This is a genomic window from Ornithinicoccus halotolerans (genome assembly GCF_009602535.1).
GTDB lineage: Bacteria > Actinomycetota > Actinomycetes > Actinomycetales > Dermatophilaceae > Ornithinicoccus > Ornithinicoccus halotolerans.
In genome coordinates this window covers 1-17,279 of record NZ_WIQI01000022.1, presented here as the reverse complement: position 1 = coordinate 17,279, position 17,279 = coordinate 1, and the positions used below count along the sequence as shown (strand labels likewise).

Sequence of the window (17,279 nt, the reverse complement as noted above, 5' to 3'; positions counted from 1 at the left end):
ATGAGCACCCGCACCGCGCCGACCCCGACGCGGCTTTGTGACCGGGACGCACTCCCGGTGCCCGCACGTTGGACTGGGGGCGGCAGTGGGGCCAGGGGTCGTTCTACCGCCGCAACTTCCGCCCCGCGTTGGACCGCGCGGAGCTAGGAGACGTGTGGTTCCACGACCTGCGCCACACCTGGGCCTCCATGCTGCTCGCGGATGGGGTGGAGCCGTACAAGGTGAGCCGGTGGATGGGTCACACGTCCATCACCACGACGAACACCATCTACTCGCACCTCGACCCCAGCGACCACAGCGTCGAGACGGCACGAATGCAGGCCTACTTGTCGGTCTCCTCGGCACCTGGGTCCAGCTCCAGTATCTCGACCCCGTCCGGAGTGACGGTGACTCCCGCTTCTGCTTGATCTGTTTCCACTTCTGGCCGGATCGGGGGAAGCGAGCTGAGTTTTTCCTGGATGAGTTCCGCAACGTCATCCAATGAATGATCAGACAAACTGATGTGGCCAACGGATGCAGGGAGACCGATGATTGCCGGGCGCTCGTCGCCTACAACAAGAGGGAGCAAGTAGTCTTCGGTACGCTTCTGGCCCGCATTCTTGCCAATCTCAAATTCAAAGGATGGCCAGTCTTTTTCGGGGTAGGCCTCGGACAGACATACCACCATGTATTGCGCGTCTTGGCCATACACGCGAGCAAGTTCCTTGCGTAGATCTTTACCCCACAGCATCGCCTGCTCATCGAAGTCGTAGAACACCTCCAGGCCGCGCTCAAGGAGCTTCTCCACCAACTGAGATACCACGGCCCTGTCAGTACCAGCGAAAGAGACGGCCACGTCATACTCATAGCCAAGACGACGCACATTCACCTGGGAGCGGACGCGAGAGAAATCTAGATGGTCTAGGTAGAAACGAAAGACCGGATCGTCAATACTCAGAGTGCCATTCTCGAAGATCAGAACGTCGCTGAGATTATTCTCATCGATGACCACCGGCAGCGCCTTCACGGCGCGGTAAAAACTATTTCGCGCCCTGCCCTTGTTTCGTGCATCTGCGCTGCCGACAATCTTGTGATACAACTCGTCTTGCGATATTTGCTGCTTGCCGCTCCTTGCTATCTGCTCGACGATCGAGTAATACGTATCGTGAACGGACCGAGCCTGTCGTCTCCCTCGCGCTAGGCTCACGATCTTCGTCAGATATCGGCCGTCATACTGACGTACCACGGAACTTCGAATGAGGGGTAGGTCGACGTCAATGGAAACCTTCTCCGGCACAGTAGCAAACACATCCGCCTCAACGCACGCGATACGGCATATCGCCTGGAAGATCGAAGGAGATCCTTGAGCGGCAGCCGTGGCCGTCTTCCTAGCGTCGTCGGAGAACTCTATGTTAAGAGCCTCTTCGCCTTTCGCCAGCAGCTCGAACATAAACTCGTTTGTTTGTCGATCTAGGTGCCAGGCGTCGTTACGGATCGCCAACTCGGGGTCCTGGCCGAGGATGGCCTCACTTGTCTTCGCGATGCCAACTAAGAAGAACCTGATACCCATCTCGTGCCAAATCTTGAGTCGAGAGGCAAGTTCATTTCTGGCGTTCGTGCTCAAGTGATGTACGTCGTCGACGAAAATGATCTTATACACCTTCAACCACGGTTCAATTTCTTCCATGGTTGGCGCGACTCCAAAGATCTGTCCGAAGATCTCAGTTATCGTGCTTGCTTGTGCGTAGTTGCGACCGTTGAGACGCAGGATGTCGTCGTCAGCGAATCCAAGGGACGCGAGCGTGCGGGTCGCGACCGTCGATTTGCCACTACCAGACGGGCCAACGAGGGTGACGTGCTTGCCTTTGGTGGCCAGCGACCCCTTGAGCTGCTGACCGATGCTGGGGGCTACGTAAGTCACTTCTGGTAGGCCCGCCTCGTTGAAGACCTCCCCCAACTCGTACCTCATCTGCGAGTCCTTCCCCTCTTTCGCCGGTCTTTTTCGTCGTGGCGACATCCCTGGCCAGCCAGGGTACACGTCGCGGCTCCGCCCTTTGCGGGAGAACGGGCGACGTGCCGAGAAATCCCCTCCAGAACCCCTCCGACCGCGCCTCGTCGGCGTGGTCCGTCGACCTCCGGGGCGAACCGCCGTTCCAAGCTGATCTGCACCACGACGTGCTGAAGGCGGACGACCTCGGCACCCGGTGGCGTACGGTGCTCCGACGAGGTTCCGTACCGGCTCCGTCTCATAATCCGTCGGTCGCGGGTTCAAGGCCCCGCCAGGCGGAAGCGTGATGGCCGTCCTAGTCGGGTCCTTCTCACTCCTGGCGCTGGCGGCACCGCGCTGACCCTGGCCGAGGGCCATCGCGATTCAGCCGTGCTCGCCGTTGTCGGCGGCACCCGATCTACCCGCAGGGCCATGGCGGTCGCACATGCGGTGACAACAGCGACCATCGGCACGGCGCTCGGCATCGCTGTCGGGACCGCGGTCGGCGCCGCGATCGGGTAGGTGAGCAGCCAACCGCAACACCGCCTTCATGCCCTACAACCTGATGCACTTTGCGTCGCTGCTAAAGGAAGCCGGCGGCGTCCGGCGTACGGGAACCGCCGCGATGAGTGGGACGTCGGCTGCGCACCTGGCCAGGCCAACCCCGAGCACCGCTGAGACGAACCGCCAACCGGGAGGAGCGAGCATGACGAGGGAAGACGCCGCGGCCGGAGGGGGTGGCCCCGGCTGCGGGTCGAGGACTGGACCGCAACTCGCGACACCCTGCACATGTGGACCCAGATCGTCGGCAAGATCCGGCTGTCGCAGGCACCGCTGGTCAACCACTGGTGGCAGGTCACGCTGTACGTCACCCCGCGGGGCCTGACCACCGGCAGCATCCCCAACGGCGAAGGCCTCTTCGACCTTGAGTTCGAATTGTCGACCACCAGCTGGTCATCCGCAGCAGCGACGGAGGCGCCGAAACCATCCGGCTCGAGCCGAAGTCGGTGGCCCAGTTCCACCAGAAACTCTGTCGGCGCTGAGTGGGCTGGGCGCCCAGGTCGAGATCCAGGACCGCCCCAACGAGGTCGACCCGGCGATCTCGTTCGCCGAGGACACGGAGCACATCTCCTACGACCCCGAGGCTGCGCAACTGTTCTGGGGGCAGTTGACCCAGGCCCACCGGGTGTTCGGCGAATTTCGGTCCCATTTCGTCGGCAAGGTCAGCCCGGTGCACTTCTTCTGGGGCGCGATGGACCTGGCCTGCACCCGATTCTCGGGGCGCCCGGCGCCCGAACATCCCGGCGGAGCCCCCAACTGCGGGGACTGGGTGATGGTAGAGGGCTACTCCTGTGAGCTGAGCAGCTGCGGCTTCTGGCCCGGGGGAGGAGAGGAGGGTGCCTTCTACGCCTACGCCTACCCGAACCGGACGGGTTCGCCGACTACCAGGTCGGACCTGAGGCTGCCTACTACAGCACCGAGAACGGCCAGTTCCTGCTCCCCTACGAGGCGGTGCGCACGGCCGAGGATCCTGACCAGGCGCTGCTGGAGTTCCTGCACAGCACCTACGAGGCCGCCGCGGAGCGCGGCAACTGGGACCGAGCAAGCCTCGAAGACGACCCCACGCGGTGGCAGGACAAGCACCGGCAACGCTGACCCGATCAGCTCGAATGTCGGTCCCAGATATCTGCACCAGCGGCTTGCGCTGCTCCGGACGAAGCGGACTCCTCGTCGGTGACAAGCACGATTGGTGTGGGCGAAGACGCGCTCAGAGCGCACCCCGACCTGGGCCTGTACTCACAATGCGTCGGTCGCGGGAGCACGCGCCCCTGGCCCACCGTGTCGTCGTGCGTGGGTGAAACGAGGGCTCGACCGCGCGGTGGCCCGGCTGCGATGATCGTCATGCCCGGCGAGAGGGGGCCAACATGACGCGGAACATCTTCGTGGTCGGCCTGGATGACCTCAACCTGGAGACGCTGCGCGCCCTGCCAGGAGCAGACGAGTACACCTTCCACACCCTGCTCGAGCGCGAGGACCTCCAGGAGGGCTCGGTCTCGGTGCCGGACCTGCTCGACCAGGCCCACCGGCAGCTGGAGGCCTTCGAGGGCCGCATCGACGCCATCATCGGTTACTGGGACTTCCCGGTGAACATGCTGGTGCCGATTCTCTGTCAGCGGTACGGGCTGCGCAGCGCCGACCTGGAGGCCGTGGTCAAGTGCGAGCACAAGTACTGGAGCCGGCTGGAGCAGCAGAAGGTCATCACCGAGCACCCTGCGTTCGGCCTGATCGACCCCGCTGACCAGCACCCCAGCCTGCCCCCCGGTGTCTCCTACCCGGCCTGGATCAAGCCCGTGGAGTCCACCGAGTCCGAGGGCGCCTACTACGTCGAGGACGACGAGCAGCTGCGGGAGGCGCTCGCGCGGGAGCGGGAGGAGATCCACCGGCTGGGCGACCCGTTCAACGACATCCTCGCCATGCTCGACCTGCCGCCGGAGGTCGCCGACGTCGGCGGCACCGGCTGCCTGGTCGAGGAGGCCGCGACCGGCGAGCAGTACACCGTCGAGGGCTTCAGCCGCGGCGGTCGCGTCGAGGTCTACGGCGTCATCGACTCCCTCACCTACCCCGGCCTGCCCAGCTTCCTGCGCTACCAGTACCCCTCCCGGCTGCCGGCGCGGGTCCGGGACTACATGGCCGACGTCTCCCGGCGGGTGATCACCGGCATCGGCCTGGCCAACACCACGTTCAACATCGAGTACTTCTGGGACCCGGAGCAGGAACGGCTCTCGCTGCTGGAGGTCAACGCCCGCCACTCGCAGTCGCACGCGCCGCTTTTCCAGCTGGTGGACGGGGCCCCCAACCACGCCGTCCTGCTCGACCTCGCCCTGGACCGGGACCCGCAGCTGGCTCGCGGCCAAGGGCCGTACGCCACCGCGGCCAAGTGGTACCTGCGGCACTTCACCGACGGCCTCGTCCGCCGGGTGCCGAGCCCGGAGCAGGTGGCCCAGGTCGAGCAGGAGGTCCCCGGCAGCACCTTGCAGGTCGCGGTCGAGGAGGGCAGCCAGCTCTCCGACGGGTACGGCGGCGACAGCTACAGCTACGTCCTCGCAGAGATCTTCCTGGGCGCACCGGACGAGGACGAGCTGGTGCGTCGCTACGACCGGTGCGTCGCGGCGCTCGACTTCGAGATCGAGGACGTGCAGGAAGGAGCCTGATGCGGACCGTCACCGCACTGCCGAACGCGGTCGAGGAGACCGAGCACCTGTGGATCCCGATGTCCGACGGCACCCGGCTGGCCGGCCGGCTGTGGCGACCGGTCTCCGCCGAGGACGAGCCGGTGCCGGGCATCCTGGAGCTCATCCCGTACCGCAAGCGCGACCTCACGGCCCAGCGCGACTCCATCCACCACCCCTACCTGGCCGGTCACGGCTATGCCTGCCTGCGGGTCGACCTGCGGGGCAGCGGCGACTCCGAGGGGCTGCTCACCGACGAGTACCTCGAGCAGGAGCTGCGCGACGCGGAGGAGGTGCTGGCCTGGATGAGCGAGCAGCCCTGGTGCAACGGGCGCACCGGGATGATGGGGATCTCCTGGGGCGGCTTCAACGCGCTGCAGGTAGCGGCCCGCCGCCCGCCGAGCCTGGGCGCGATCGTGACGGTCTGCTCAACCGACGACCGGTACGCCGACGACGTGCACTACATGGGCGGCTGCCTGCTCAGCGACAACCTGTCCTGGGCCTCCACGATGTTCGCCTACAACTCCAGCCCCCCGGACCCGGCGATCGTCGGTGAGCGGTGGCGGGAACTGTGGCGCGACCGGCTGGAGCACAGCGGGCTCTGGCTCGAGGAGTGGCTGCGCCACCAGCGCCGCGACGAGTACTGGCGGCACGGGTCGGTGATCGAGGACTACTCCGCCATCGAGTGTCCCGTGTTCGCCGTCAGCGGCTGGGCCGACGGGTACTCGAACTCGGTGTTCCGGCTGCTGCAGGGCCTGGACGTCCCGCGCCGCGGGCTCATCGGGCCGTGGAGCCACAAGTACCCCCACCTGGGCCAGCCCGGCCCCGCCATCGGCTTCCTGCAGGAGATGGTGCAGTGGTGGGACCACTGGCTCAAGGACGAGCGGGGCAACGGCGCCATGGACGGGCCGATGCTGACCATCTGGATGCAGGACACGGTCGCGCCGGCCACCGCCTACCACGAGCGCCCGGGACGGTGGGTGGGGGAGCCCAGCTGGCCCAGCCCACGCATCGTGCAGACCCGGTACCCGCTGGGCCGCCACCGCATCGCCGCACCGGACGAGCACGAGCACAGCCCGGAGCTGACGGTGCAGTCACCGCTCTCGGTGGGGCAGTTCGCCGGCAAGTGGTGCTCCTACAACGCACCCCCGGACCTGCCCTACGACCAGCGAGAGGAGGACGGCGGGTCGCTGACCTTCGACAGCGACCCGCTGGCCGAGCGGCTGGAGCTGCTCGGCGCGCCGACCGTCGAGCTGACCTTCTCCGCCGACAAGCCGCTGGCCATGGTGGCGCTGCGGCTGTCCGACGTGGCCCCGGACGGGCAGGCCACCAGGATCAGCTACGGGGTCTTCAACCTCACCCACCACAGCGGGTCGGACACCCCGCAGCGGCTGCAGCCGGGGGAGCGGCAGACGGTCGTGGTGCCCCTCAACGGCATGGCGCAGTCGTTCCCGGTGGGTCACCGCATCCGGCTGTCGATCTCCACCTCGTACTGGCCGGTCGTCTGGCCGCCGCCGGAGCCGGTGCAGCTCACCGTGTACCCGAACGACAGCGGCCTGGTGCTGCCGGTGCGGCCCACGGACACCGCGGACGACGAGCCCGTCCCCGCCTTCCCGGAGCCGGAGGGCGCGCCCCCGCTCTCGGTGACCCAGCTGCACCCCGGCGAGCACGACTGGCGGGTCAGCCGCAACATGGTGGACCTCTCCGGGGCCCTGGACGTGGTCAAGGACCTGGGCGTGGTGCGCCTGGACGACATCGACCTCGCCGTCACCCGCCGCGCCTACGAGCGCTACACCTTCACCGGCTCGGACTTCAACTCAGTGCGGGGGGAGACCGACTGGACGATGGGGTTCCAGCGTGGCGACTGGCAGGTGCTGACCCGCACCAAGACCGTGCTGACCTCGACGCCCACCGCGTTCCGCCTGCACGCCGAGCTGGACGCCTACGAGGGCGAGGAGCGCGTGGTCGCGAAGAGCTGGAGCACCGTCATCCCGCGCGACTTCCTCTGACCCGCCCTACCGTCGGAGCATGGCTGAGGACACCACACGACCGCTGGCGGTGGTCACCGGCGCCTCGAGCGGCATCGGCCTGGAGCTGGCGCGGGAGCTGCAGCGACACGGGCACGACCTGCTGCTCTGCGCCGAGGACGCGGAGCTGGACACGGCCAGGCTGGAGCTCGCCGCGGCCGGCGGCGACGTGCGCGCGGTCCGCGCGGACCTGGCGACGGGGGAGGGCGCGGAGGCGCTGGTCGCGGAGGTGGAGCGGCTCGGCCGCCCGGTCGAGGTGCTGGCCCTCAACGCCGGCGTCGGCGTCGGCGGGCCGTTCATCGAGACCCCCCTCGAGGCAGACCTGCGGATGGTGCAGCTGAACATCTCCTCCGTCCTGCACCTGGCCAAGCGGCTTCTGCCAGCCATGGTGGAGTCCGGCCGGGGACGGGTGCTCATCACCTCCTCCGTCGCGGCACTGATGCCCGGGCCGTGGTACGCGACCTACGCCGCGTCCAAGGCGTTCGGGTACTGGTTCGCCGAGGCGCTGCGCCATGAGCTGCAGGACACCGGCGTCACGGTGACCGCCCTGCTGCCCGGGCCGACCGACACCGAGTTCTTCGCCCGTGCCGGCATCGAGGACACCCGCGCCGGCACCGGCCCCCAGGACGACCCGGCGGACGTGGCCCGTGACGCCGTGGACGCCCTCCTCGACGGCGACCACCGGGTGGTCTCGCACTCCTGGCGGGTGAAGGCGCTGCCCTTGATCAAAGCCGCGCCCGAGCCGCTGAAGAGCGCCCTGCACGCCATGCTGACGAGGCGCTCGGACGGTGGCGGTCCGCCGGAGCCGGTCCGCGGCGACCCGACCAGGTAGTGGCCGGCGAACGGCGCCTGCTCGCGCTGCCGCTCTACCGCACCGTCTTCGACCCCGACGGCCGGCCCCCCGAGGATGAAGCTGTACGGACGCTACTGAACACGCCCGCGCCGATGAGTCCCCGGCGGCGGCACGGTCAGCACCAGCAGGCATCGTGCACGAGCCACTGGAGCGGAGGTAGCGATGCGGAACGAGAGCCTGGCGCGGCTGGAGCCCGCGCTCGTCGGGCACTGGACGCTGACCCTGTCCGACGCCTGGTTCCTCGAGCCCGCGGGCCGGGAGCTGTCCGGCTGGGCCGTCGTCGAGTGGCTTGGGGAGGCGTTCCTCCGGTTCCGGTCCGAGCTGGACGGGCGACCCGGGTACGAGCTGGTGATCGGGCACAGCGACGCCCGCGACGGCTACGCCGCGCTCTACCACGACGATCGTGGCGTCTCCCGGCTGTTCCAGATGTCCTTCGGCGACGGAGGCTGGAGCATGACCCGCGAGGACCCCGACTTCTACCAGCGGTTCCTCGCCGCGGTGGCGCCGGACCGGATCGAGGGGCGCTGGGAGGCCTCGGAGGACGGCGGCCGCAGCTGGCGCAAGGACTTCGACCTCACCTTCGTGCGCACCGACCGGCCCGGCTGACCGGCCGGCCCACTACCCGCGCCGGCCAGGTGTCAGCCGCCGGTGGCGGCGAGGTGGTCGGCCACCACCCGCAGGTCGGCCACCAGCTCCTCGTAGGCGGCATGCCTGCGCTCCCGCGCCCGCAGCACCGCGGAGGGGTGGGCCGTCACCAGCGCCCGGCCGCTGCCGTGGCCCTCGGGAGGGTCCAGGAGCCGGCCGCGGTTCTCCCCGATCTTGGTCTGCCGTCCCAGCACCTGCCGCGCGGCGGTGGCACCGAGCGCCACCGTGACCGCCGGATCCACCTCCGCCAGCTCGGCCTCCAGCCAGGGCCGGCACGCCACCAGGTGGCTCAGGTCGGGCTTCTGGTGGATCCGGCGCTTGCCGCGGGGCTGGAACCGGAAGTGCTTGACGGCGTTGGTGAGGTAGACCTCCTCCTCGGTCAGGCCGGCGTCCCCGAGGGCGCGGCGCAGCAGCTGCCCGGCCGGGCCGACGAACGGCCGGCCCTCCCGGTCCTCGACGTCACCGGGCTGCTCACCGACCAGCACCACGGCCGCGCCGGGGTCGCCCTCGGAGAAGACCAGCTGCTCGGCCGGCTCCCACAGCTCGCAGCCGCGGCACTCCGTCGCGGCGCGGCGCAGCGCCGGCACGCCCCCGTCGGACGGCACCCACTGCTGGGCCCCGGGCCGGTCGGGATTGGGCCGTGACCGGCCCGCCCTGCTGCTACCCACCGCCCCAGCCTGGCACGGCCGCGACGGCGTGTCGTCCGCACCGGGCCGCTGTCACGGTTGATACTCCTGTGGCGATAGAGCACAATAGGTCGCGTCACACGACGCGACACCCGACACGGGTGGGCGAGGCCGTTGGGGAAGACGTCCCTCGCACCACACAGGAGGATCGGATGTCCGTCGTGATGCCGCGTGTCATGACCCGCGGGGTGGTGTTTATTCACTCCACCCCGACCGCGCTATGCCCGCACATCGCCTGGGCGCTCGAGGGTGTCCTCGACACCCGGGTGTCCTTGGACTGGACGGCCCAGCCGGCGCAGCCGGGGACGGTGCGGACCGAGTTCGCCTGGACCGGCGAGGCCGGGACCGGTGCGCTGCTGGCCAGCGCCATGCGGGGCTGGGACGGCCTGCGCTACGAGGTCGTCGAGGAGCCCAGCCGCGGGGCCGACGGTGCCCGCTGGACGCACACCCCGTCGCTGGGCATCCACCACGCCCGCATCTCGGCCAACGGGGACGTGATGATCAACGAGGACCGGCTGCGGGCCGCCGTGGCCGAGGCGGGCGACAACATGGCGGTGCTCACCGCCGAGCTGGACCGGTGCCTGGGGACGGCCTGGGACACCGAGCTGGAGGAGTTCCGCCACGCCGGTGACGGCGCGCCGGTCAAGTGGCTCCACAAGGTGGGCTGAGCAGCACCGGCGACCCCGGCTGCCGGGCCGGGCGGCTCACGCGGCGCCGCCGGCTCCGACCAGCTCCTGGTGCAGCTGCAGCATCAGCTGCCCCGACCGGTCCCAGGTGAAGCGCTCGGCCTGCCGGCGGGCCCGCACCCGTCCCTCCGGGCCACGGGCGACGAGCTCCAGCACCGCGTCGGCGAACGCCTCCGGCTCCGAGGGGGTGGCGGCGCCGGCGTCGCCGACGACCTCCTGTAGGGCGCCTTCGTCGGGGCAGACCGCCGGCACACCGCAGGCCAGCGCCTCCAGCGCGGCCAGCCCGAACGTCTCCACCGGGCCCGGCGCGATCGCCGCGTCCGCGCGGCCCATCACCTCCGCCAGCTCGGCCCGGCCGTGGATGTAGGAGTGGAACGTCACCGGGAGGTCGTCCGCGACCTCCAGCAGCGTGCTGCGCAGCGGGCCGTGTCCCAGCACGGTCAGGTGGACGTCCACGCCGCGCTGGGCCAGCACCCGCACGGCGGCCAGCGACATCCACGGGTTCTTCTCCGGTGACAGCCGCCCGCAGTGCACCAGCTGCAGCCGCCGACCGCTCCGGTCCCGCTGGGAGCCGTCGGGCGCGAGCCGGCCGTGGTCGCTGCTGGGGACGAACGTGTCCAGGTCCACCCCGAGCGGCACCACCCGGGCGGGGACGCCGTTGCGCCGGAACTCCTCAGCGGCGTACTCAGAGGGGCAGGCGATCGCGTCGTACTCCGCCGCGCTGCGCAGGTTGACCCGGTCGGCGAGCCATCCGGCGAGCCGGTCCCCGACGGGGGTTCGCCGCTGCAGGATGCCGGTGACGTTCTCGTGGCTGACCATCACGGTCGGGATGCCCTGGGAGCGAGCCCAGGGGCCCAGCCACCGCGTGGTGGTGCGGTCCGAGACCTCGATCACGTCGGGCGCCAGCTCGGTGATGAGGCGTCGCATCCCGGCCCGGTGCCAGATGAGGGAGTAGCCGGTGCGGGGGACCGGCGCCGCCGGCACCCGGTGGACCAGCCCTTGCTCCTCATGCGTGACGGGGGGACCGTCGTCGTCCGGCGTGTGCGGCACGATCAGCGTCGCGCGATGGCCGTGCTCCTGGTAGCTCTGCCCCCAGTGCCGCAACGCCGTCTTGATGCCGCCGGACGTCGGGCTCACGAAGTTCGCCACGCGCAGGATGTGCATGGTCACCGGACGCTACCGGCCGAGGCTGCACGCCGGCTGGGCGGCCGGCGGGCAGCGCGGTCCGGTCAGAGCGGGATGTTGCCGTGGCGACCGCGCCGCTGCGGTGCCTCCGCGATGGCCCGGGCCAGTGCCGAGCGGGTGACCTCCGGCTCGACGATCTCGTCGACCACGCCGATCTCCTGAGCACGGGACAGCCCGCCGGCGAGGACGGCGTGCTCCTCGGCCAGCTCCCGCTCCACGCGCGCGCGGTCCTCCTCGGGCACCTCGGCCAGGCGCCGGCGGTGCAGGATGCGCACCGCCGCGACATGTCCCATGACCGCCAGCTCGGCGGTGGGCCAGGCGAAGACCCTGGTGGCCCCCAGCGACCGGGAGTTCATGGCGATGTAGGCGCCGCCGTAGGTCTTGCGGGTGATCAGGGTGACCCGGGGGACCACCGCCTCGGCGAAGGCGTGGAGCAGCTTGGCGCCGCGCCGGACCACCCCGTCCCACTCCTGCCCCACGCCCGGCAGGTAGCCGGGCACGTCGACCAGGACGATGAGAGGGACGCCGAATGCGTCGCACATCCGCACGAACCGGGCGGCCTTCTCCGCCGAGGCCGAGTCCAGGCAGCCACCCAGCCGCATCGGGTTGTTGGCGATCACCCCGACGGTGCGGCCACCGAACCGGCCCAGGGTGGTGACGATGTTGGGCGCCCACCGGGGGAACAGCTCGACCGCCTCGGTGTCCTCGTCCAGCAGGTTCTCCACGGCCGGGTGCACGTCGTAGGCACGCTTGGCCGACTCCGGGAAGGTCGCGGCCAGGTCGCGGTCGGCGACCGCGGCCACGTCCAGCGTGCCCTGGTCGGAGAGCAGCGTGCACAACACGCGCCCCTGCTCGAGGGCGTCCTCGGTGGACTGGGCGACCACGTGGACTACCCCGGAGCGGCGGCCGTGCGGTTCGGGGCCGCCCAGCCGGAGGGCGTCCACCGCCTCACCGGTGACCGAGCGCACCACGTCGGGGCCGGTCACGAACACCCGGCCGTCCGGACCCAGCACGACGATGTCGGTGAGCGCCGGCCCGTAGGCGGCGCCCCCGGCGGCCGCCCCGAGCACGACCGAGATCTGCGGGATCACGCCAGAGGCACGGGTCATCATCGCGAAGACCTGCCCGACCGCGTGCAGCGAGACCACGCCCTCGGCCAGCCGGGCCCCGCCGGAGTGCCACAGCCCCACGACCGGCGCCTCGTCGGCCAGCGCCCGCTCGTAGGCCGCCAGGATCACCTCGCAGCCGGCCACGCCCATCGCACCGCCCTGGATGGTGGCGTCGGAGGCGAAGGCGACCACCGGCGTGCCCCGGACCGTCCCGGCGGCAGCGAGCGTGCCGGAGTCGTCCTCGGGGGTGATCAGCTCCAGGGAGCCGTCGTCGAAGAACGCCTGCAGCCGCAGCCGCGGGTTGCGGGGGTCCTGCTCGCGCGGGATCTTGCCCTGGGCGGAGGTGGTCGCCTGCGCGGAGGCGGGGCTGGGGGCGCGGCTGCTCATCAGACCGTCCGGAAGGTGAGGGCGACGTTGGCGCCGCCGAAGCCGAAGGAGTTGTTCAGCGCGGCCAGCTCGCCGTCGGGGAGCGTGGCGGCCTGGCCGGTGACGACCTGCAGCTCGATGTCGGGGTCCTGCTGCTCCAGGTTGATGGTGGCCGGCACCGTGCGGTGGTAGAGGGAGAGCACCGTCAGCACGGCCTCGAGCGCCCCCGCCGCACCGAGCAGGTGACCGGTCATCGACTTGGTCGCGGTGACGTTGAGCCGGGTGGCGTGCGCCCCGAACGCGCGGTGGATGGCCTTGGACTCGGCCAGGTCACCGACGGGGGTGGAGGTGGCGTGCGCGTTGACGTGGGCGATGTCCTCCGGCGCCAGCCCGGCGTCGCTGACCGCCTCGAGCATCGCCCGGGCCGCGCCCGCGCCCTCGGGCTCCCCGGCGGTGATGTGGTAGGCGTCCGCGCTCATCCCGAGGCCGGCGAGCTCACCGTAGATGCGGGCGCCGCGGGCCCGGGCGTGCTCCTCCGACTCCAGCACCAGCACGGCCGCGCCCTCGCCGAGCACGAAGCCGTCGCGGCTGGAGTCGTAGGGCCGCGAGGCGGCCTCCGGCGTGTCGTTGCGGGTGGACAGCGCCTGCATGGCGGCGAACGCGGCGATCGGCAGCGGGTGCACCGCCGCCTCGGTACCGCCGGCGACGACCACGTCGGCGCGGCCGCTACGGATCATCGTCAGCGCCTGCCCGATGCCCTCGGCCCCGGAGGCGCACGCGCTCACCGGCGTGTGCGCCCCGGCCCGCGCCCCCCGGTCCAGCGAGACCGCGGCCGCGGGACCGTTCGGCATCAGCATCGGGACGGTCAGCGGGAACACCCGGCGCGGTCCTCGCTCCTTCATCACGTCCCACTGGTTGAGCAGAGTCCACACCCCGCCGATGCCCGATCCCAGCGCGACGCCCAGCCGCTCCGGCTCCACCTCGGGGGACCCGGCGTCGGCCCACGCCTCGCGGGAGGCGATGAGGGCGTACTGCCCGGAGGGGTCGTTGCGCCGCACCTCGACCTTGCTGAGCACCTCCTCGGGCGGGGTGTGCACGGTCGCGGCGAACGTCACCGGCAGCTCGTGCTCCCCGGCCAGCAGCGAGTCGGGGAGGGTCCGGGCGCCGGAACGGCCGGCCAGGATGGCCTCCCAGGTCTCGGGCACGGTGCCGCCGACCGGGGACGTGGTGCCCAGGCCGGTGACGACGACGCGGCGGTCGTGGGTGGCGGTCATCGGGACTCCTTGTCAGGGGTGGTGGGGCGGTGACCCCCCGGGGGTGTGGGCGGCTGGTCGTCCCCGGCCCGGTGCCGCGGCGGACGCGGCGACACGGCCGGGCCGGGGACGACCGGGTCAGCCCTGGTTGGAGTTGATGTAGCTGACGGCGTCCCGGACGTGGGTGAGGTTCTTGACCTCCTCGTCCGGGATCCGCACGCCGAACTTGTCCTCGGCGTTGACCACGATGGTCATCATCGACAGCGAGTCGATGTCGAGGTCCTCGGTGAAGGACTTGTCCATCTGGACGGCCTCGGTCTCGATGCCGGTCTCCTCGTTGACGATCTCGGCCAGACCCTCGAGGATCTCCTGCTCGTTCATAGCCATCGGGTGTGCTCCTTGTACTGTGCGTTTCGTGGGCTGACCCGGGTCACCCGCCGGGCCTCGGGAACCTGTCAGGGCAGGACGACGACCTGGGCGGCATAGACCAGCCCGGCGCCGAACCCGAACTGCAGCGCCAGGTCACCGGACCGCGCCTCGCCGGAGGCGAGCATCCGGGCGGCCGCCAGCGGGATGGAGGCGGCCGAGGTGTTGCCGGTCTCGGCGATGTCGCGGGCCACGGCCACGTCGGCGGGCAGCTTGAGCTCCTTGACCATGGCGTCGGTGATCCGCATGTTGGCCTGGTGGGGGATGAACACGTCCAGGTCCTCGGCGGTCACGCCGGCGGCGGCCATCGCCTTGCGCGCGACCGGGGCCATGGAGTAGACGGCCCACCGGAACACCGCCTGGCCCTGCATCGAGAACGCGGGCCAGCGGTCCTCACCGGCCGAGCCGTCGGCCAGGGTGTCCCGCAGGTCGGTCCAGGACTCGCGCTGGACGATCTTGTCCCAGTTCTCGCCGTCGGAGCCCCACACGGTGGGGCCGACGCCCGGCTCCTCGGCCGGCCCGACGACGGCAGCGCCGGCACCGTCGCCGAAGATGAAGGCGGTGCCGCGGTCGGTGAAGTCGGTGAAGTCGGACAGCTTCTCCACGCCCACCACCAGCGCGTAGTCGACCGTGCCGGCCCGGACCATGTCCGTGGCCATGGAGATGCCGTAGCAGTACCCGGCGCAGGCGGCGGAGATGTCCAGCGCCGCCGGGTCGGGGATCCCGAGCCGCAGCGCGAGCAGCGGGGCGGCGGCAGGCGTCTGGTAGGGGTGGGTCACCGTGGCCATCAGCACCAGGCCGATCTGCTCGGGACGGATCCCGGCCATCTCGATGGCGTCCCGGGCGGCCGGCTCGGACATGTCGATGACCGACTCGTCCGGCCGCGCCAGCCGCCGCTCGATAATGCCGGAACGCTGCCGGATCCACTCGTCGCTGGAGTCGATCCGCTGGCAGATCTCCTCGTTGGTGACCACCCGCTCGGGACGGTAGCCGCCGATGCCGTGGATGCGCGCGTGGCGCGTCGTCTCCGTGGTGGTCAGGGCGGGGCGGGGCTGGCCGGCCTGGCTGGCTGGGCTCACTGGTAGTCCTCCTGGGGGTGCAGCCGCAGCAGCGGCTGGCCGGGGCTCACCGGGTCGCCGTCCTCGACCAGCCACTCGATGAGCCGGCCACCGTGCGGGGCCGGGACCGGGTGGCTGTCACGCAGCGTGGTGATGGTGGCGACCGTGTCGCCGGGGCCGACGCGGTGGCCGGGCTCGGTGACGTGCGCGGTGACGGTGCCCTTGACGGGGGACACCACCAGCCGCCACGAGGGGTCACCGGTCTCCTCGGCGACCGGGCCGTGCTCGCGGATCATGCGGTGGGCGGCGTCCAGGTCGTCCGGGGTCTTCAGGGCCAGCACCTCCACCCCCGGCAGCGCGCGCTTGGCCAGGCCGGCGAGGGTGCCGGCCGGCGGGATCTCGATGAGCCCGGTCACGCCCAGGTCGGCGAAGGTCTGCTGGCACAGGTCCCAGCGCACCGGGTTACTGACCTGGGCCACCAGCCGGCCCAGCACCTCGCGCCCGCCCTGCAGCACGGCCCCGTCGGCGTTGGAGACCAGCTGCAGCCGCGGCTCGTGGGTGGAGATGGCCCGGGCGTAGCGCGCCAGCCGGTCGACCGCCGGGGCCATGTGGTGGGTGTGGAACGCGCCGGCGACCGGCAGCGGCATCACGCGCGCCCGGGGCGGTGGGTCCTCGCGCAGCGCCTGCAGCTGCTCCACGGTGCCGGCGGCGACCACCTGGCCGGCGCCGTTGATGTTGGCGGGGGTGAGCCCGTGCCGCTCCAGCGCCGCGGTGACCTCGTCGGGGTCGCCGCCCAGCACCGCGCTCATGCCGGTGGGGGTAGCGGCGGCCGCCTCGGCCATGCCGCGCCCGCGCTCCCGGACGAAGACCATCGCCTGCTCGGCGGTGAGCACACCGGCCGCGGCCGCCGCGGTGATCTCTCCGACCGAGTGGCCACCACCGGCCCCGACCGCGCGGAAGCCGTCGGCGGGGTGGGCGAACAGCGACAGCAGCGAGACCAGCCCGGAGGCCACGATGAGCGGCTGCGCCACCGCGGTGTCCTTGATGGTCTCCGCGTCGGAGGTGGTCCCGTGGGCGACCAGGTCCATCCCCGCGACGGCGGACAGCCAATCCATGCGATCGCGGAAGCCAGGCAGCTCGAGCCAGGAGCTCAGGAAGCCAGGGGACTGGGAGCCCTGTCCGGGCGCGACGATCACGAGCACGTTGCCCACCCTGTCGCGTCCCGACCGGGCATGACGTGATGGAACGCCACCAGATCCCGGGCCAGACTTTGGAGGATTCCTCCAACAGCTTCTCGTGATCGAAATGTTATCGGGACCGCCTGGGTGCCGTGGCGTCGCCCGGCTGGGGCGCGCTGCCGTGCGCGATGCGGCCGTAGGCGAGGGCGACCCGCACGATCCAGGCGTCCCGGGGCCGGGTCAGGTCCAGCCCGACCGTCTCGGCGATCCGGCGCAGCCGGTAGCGGACCGTGTTGGCGTGCACGAACAGCGTCCGGGCCGTGGCCTCCAGCGAGCCGCCGGCCTCCAGGTAGGCGCTGCCGGTCTCCAGGAGCACGGTGCCCTCGGTCGCCAGCGGCCGGTAGACCCGCTCGACCAGCTGCCGCCGCGCGTGCGCCTCCCCGTGCAGCGCACGCTCGGGGAGCAGGTCCTCGGCCGCGACCGGGCGGGGCGCCTCGGCCCAGCCGGCGGCCACCTCCAGCCCGGGCACGGTGTTGACGATGTGGTCGATCAGCCCGGTGGCCATGAACCCGGCCCCGACGATGCCCACGCGCAGCGGGTCGCCCTCCTCG

The 17,279-nt window shown here is 70.9% G+C and carries 15 protein-coding genes and 1 pseudogene; 7 read left to right on the top strand and 9 right to left on the bottom strand.

The genetic code is table 11. The features are described 5' to 3' along the window. Window positions 1-68: 68 nt before the first annotated feature. Complete coding sequence (locus GFJ45_RS17065) at window positions 69-407, top strand: tyrosine-type recombinase/integrase (RefSeq protein ID WP_153395337.1); 339 nt, start codon at window positions 69-71, stop codon at window positions 405-407. Here GFJ45_RS17065 and GFJ45_RS06405 read toward each other — a convergent pair. Continuing rightward, entirely contained in the window at window positions 323-1,948 is a 1,626-nt protein-coding gene (locus GFJ45_RS06405; RefSeq protein WP_153395335.1) for a TIR domain-containing protein, read from the bottom strand. The genes GFJ45_RS17065 and GFJ45_RS06405 overlap by 85 nt on opposite strands. A gap of 765 nt (window positions 1,949-2,713) precedes the next feature. Between GFJ45_RS06405 and GFJ45_RS17060 the strand changes: the two are divergent. From GFJ45_RS17060 to GFJ45_RS06380, 5 genes and pseudogenes are all read left to right on the top strand, one after another. Next, a pseudogene (locus tag GFJ45_RS17060) lies at window positions 2,714-3,622 on the top strand (DUF5996 family protein). 269 nt (window positions 3,623-3,891) lie between these two features. Next, entirely contained in the window at window positions 3,892-5,178 is a 1,287-nt protein-coding gene (locus tag GFJ45_RS06395) for an ATP-grasp domain-containing protein (RefSeq protein WP_153395333.1), read from the top strand. Beyond that, window positions 5,178-7,205, top strand: a complete 2,028-nt coding sequence (locus GFJ45_RS06390; protein WP_153395331.1) for a CocE/NonD family hydrolase — start codon at window positions 5,178-5,180, stop codon at window positions 7,203-7,205. The genes GFJ45_RS06395 and GFJ45_RS06390 overlap by 1 nt, the downstream gene beginning before the upstream one ends. Before the next feature lie 19 nt (window positions 7,206-7,224). Further along, a complete protein-coding gene (locus tag GFJ45_RS06385; protein ID WP_153395329.1) occupies window positions 7,225-8,055 on the top strand; it encodes an SDR family NAD(P)-dependent oxidoreductase in 831 nt (276 codons plus the stop codon). 183 nt (window positions 8,056-8,238) lie between these two features. Next, on the top strand, window positions 8,239-8,682 hold the full coding sequence (locus GFJ45_RS06380; protein ID WP_153395327.1) for a hypothetical protein: 444 nt from the start codon (window positions 8,239-8,241) through the stop codon (window positions 8,680-8,682). Between the two features lie 32 nt (window positions 8,683-8,714). Here the strand turns inward: GFJ45_RS06380 and GFJ45_RS06375 are convergent, their stop codons facing one another. After that, window positions 8,715-9,389, bottom strand: coding sequence for a UdgX family uracil-DNA binding protein (locus GFJ45_RS06375; protein WP_153395325.1), 675 nt, complete (start codon window positions 9,387-9,389; stop codon window positions 8,715-8,717). Window positions 9,390-9,559: 170 nt separating this feature from the next. Here GFJ45_RS06375 and GFJ45_RS06370 point away from each other — a divergent pair, with 170 nt between their 5' ends. Continuing rightward, on the top strand, window positions 9,560-10,075 hold the full coding sequence (locus GFJ45_RS06370; protein ID WP_153395323.1) for a DUF3145 domain-containing protein: 516 nt from the start codon (window positions 9,560-9,562) through the stop codon (window positions 10,073-10,075). 36 nt (window positions 10,076-10,111) lie between these two features. Here GFJ45_RS06370 and GFJ45_RS06365 read toward each other — a convergent pair whose 3' ends face one another. The 7 genes from GFJ45_RS06365 to GFJ45_RS06335 all read right to left on the bottom strand — a co-directional run. Then, window positions 10,112-11,257 carry a glycosyltransferase gene (locus GFJ45_RS06365; protein WP_153395321.1) on the bottom strand — a complete coding sequence of 382 codons (1,146 nt, stop codon included), beginning with the start codon at window positions 11,255-11,257 and terminating at the stop codon, window positions 10,112-10,114. A 65-nt stretch (window positions 11,258-11,322) separates the two neighbouring features. After that, window positions 11,323-12,774, bottom strand: coding sequence for an acyl-CoA carboxylase subunit beta (locus tag GFJ45_RS06360; protein WP_153395319.1), 1,452 nt, complete (start codon window positions 12,772-12,774; stop codon window positions 11,323-11,325). Beyond that, window positions 12,774-14,027 carry a beta-ketoacyl-ACP synthase II gene (fabF, locus tag GFJ45_RS06355; RefSeq protein WP_153395317.1) on the bottom strand — a complete coding sequence of 418 codons (1,254 nt, stop codon included), beginning with the start codon at window positions 14,025-14,027 and terminating at the stop codon, window positions 12,774-12,776. Before fabF ends, GFJ45_RS06360 begins: the two co-directional genes overlap by 1 nt. Before the next feature lie 117 nt (window positions 14,028-14,144). After that, a complete protein-coding gene (locus tag GFJ45_RS06350; protein ID WP_153395315.1) occupies window positions 14,145-14,393 on the bottom strand; it encodes an acyl carrier protein in 249 nt (82 codons plus the stop codon). Window positions 14,394-14,461: 68 nt separating this feature from the next. Beyond that, on the bottom strand, window positions 14,462-15,511 hold the full coding sequence (locus tag GFJ45_RS06345) for a beta-ketoacyl-ACP synthase III (protein ID WP_153395313.1): 1,050 nt from the start codon (window positions 15,509-15,511) through the stop codon (window positions 14,462-14,464). Then, window positions 15,508-16,686, bottom strand: coding sequence for an acyltransferase domain-containing protein (locus tag GFJ45_RS06340; protein WP_323368714.1), 1,179 nt, complete (start codon window positions 16,684-16,686; stop codon window positions 15,508-15,510). The genes GFJ45_RS06345 and GFJ45_RS06340 overlap by 4 nt, the downstream gene beginning before the upstream one ends. 112 nt (window positions 16,687-16,798) lie before the next feature. After that, a partial coding sequence (locus tag GFJ45_RS06335) for a PucR family transcriptional regulator (protein WP_194288542.1) occupies window positions 16,799-17,279 on the bottom strand: 481 nt, incomplete at its 5' end.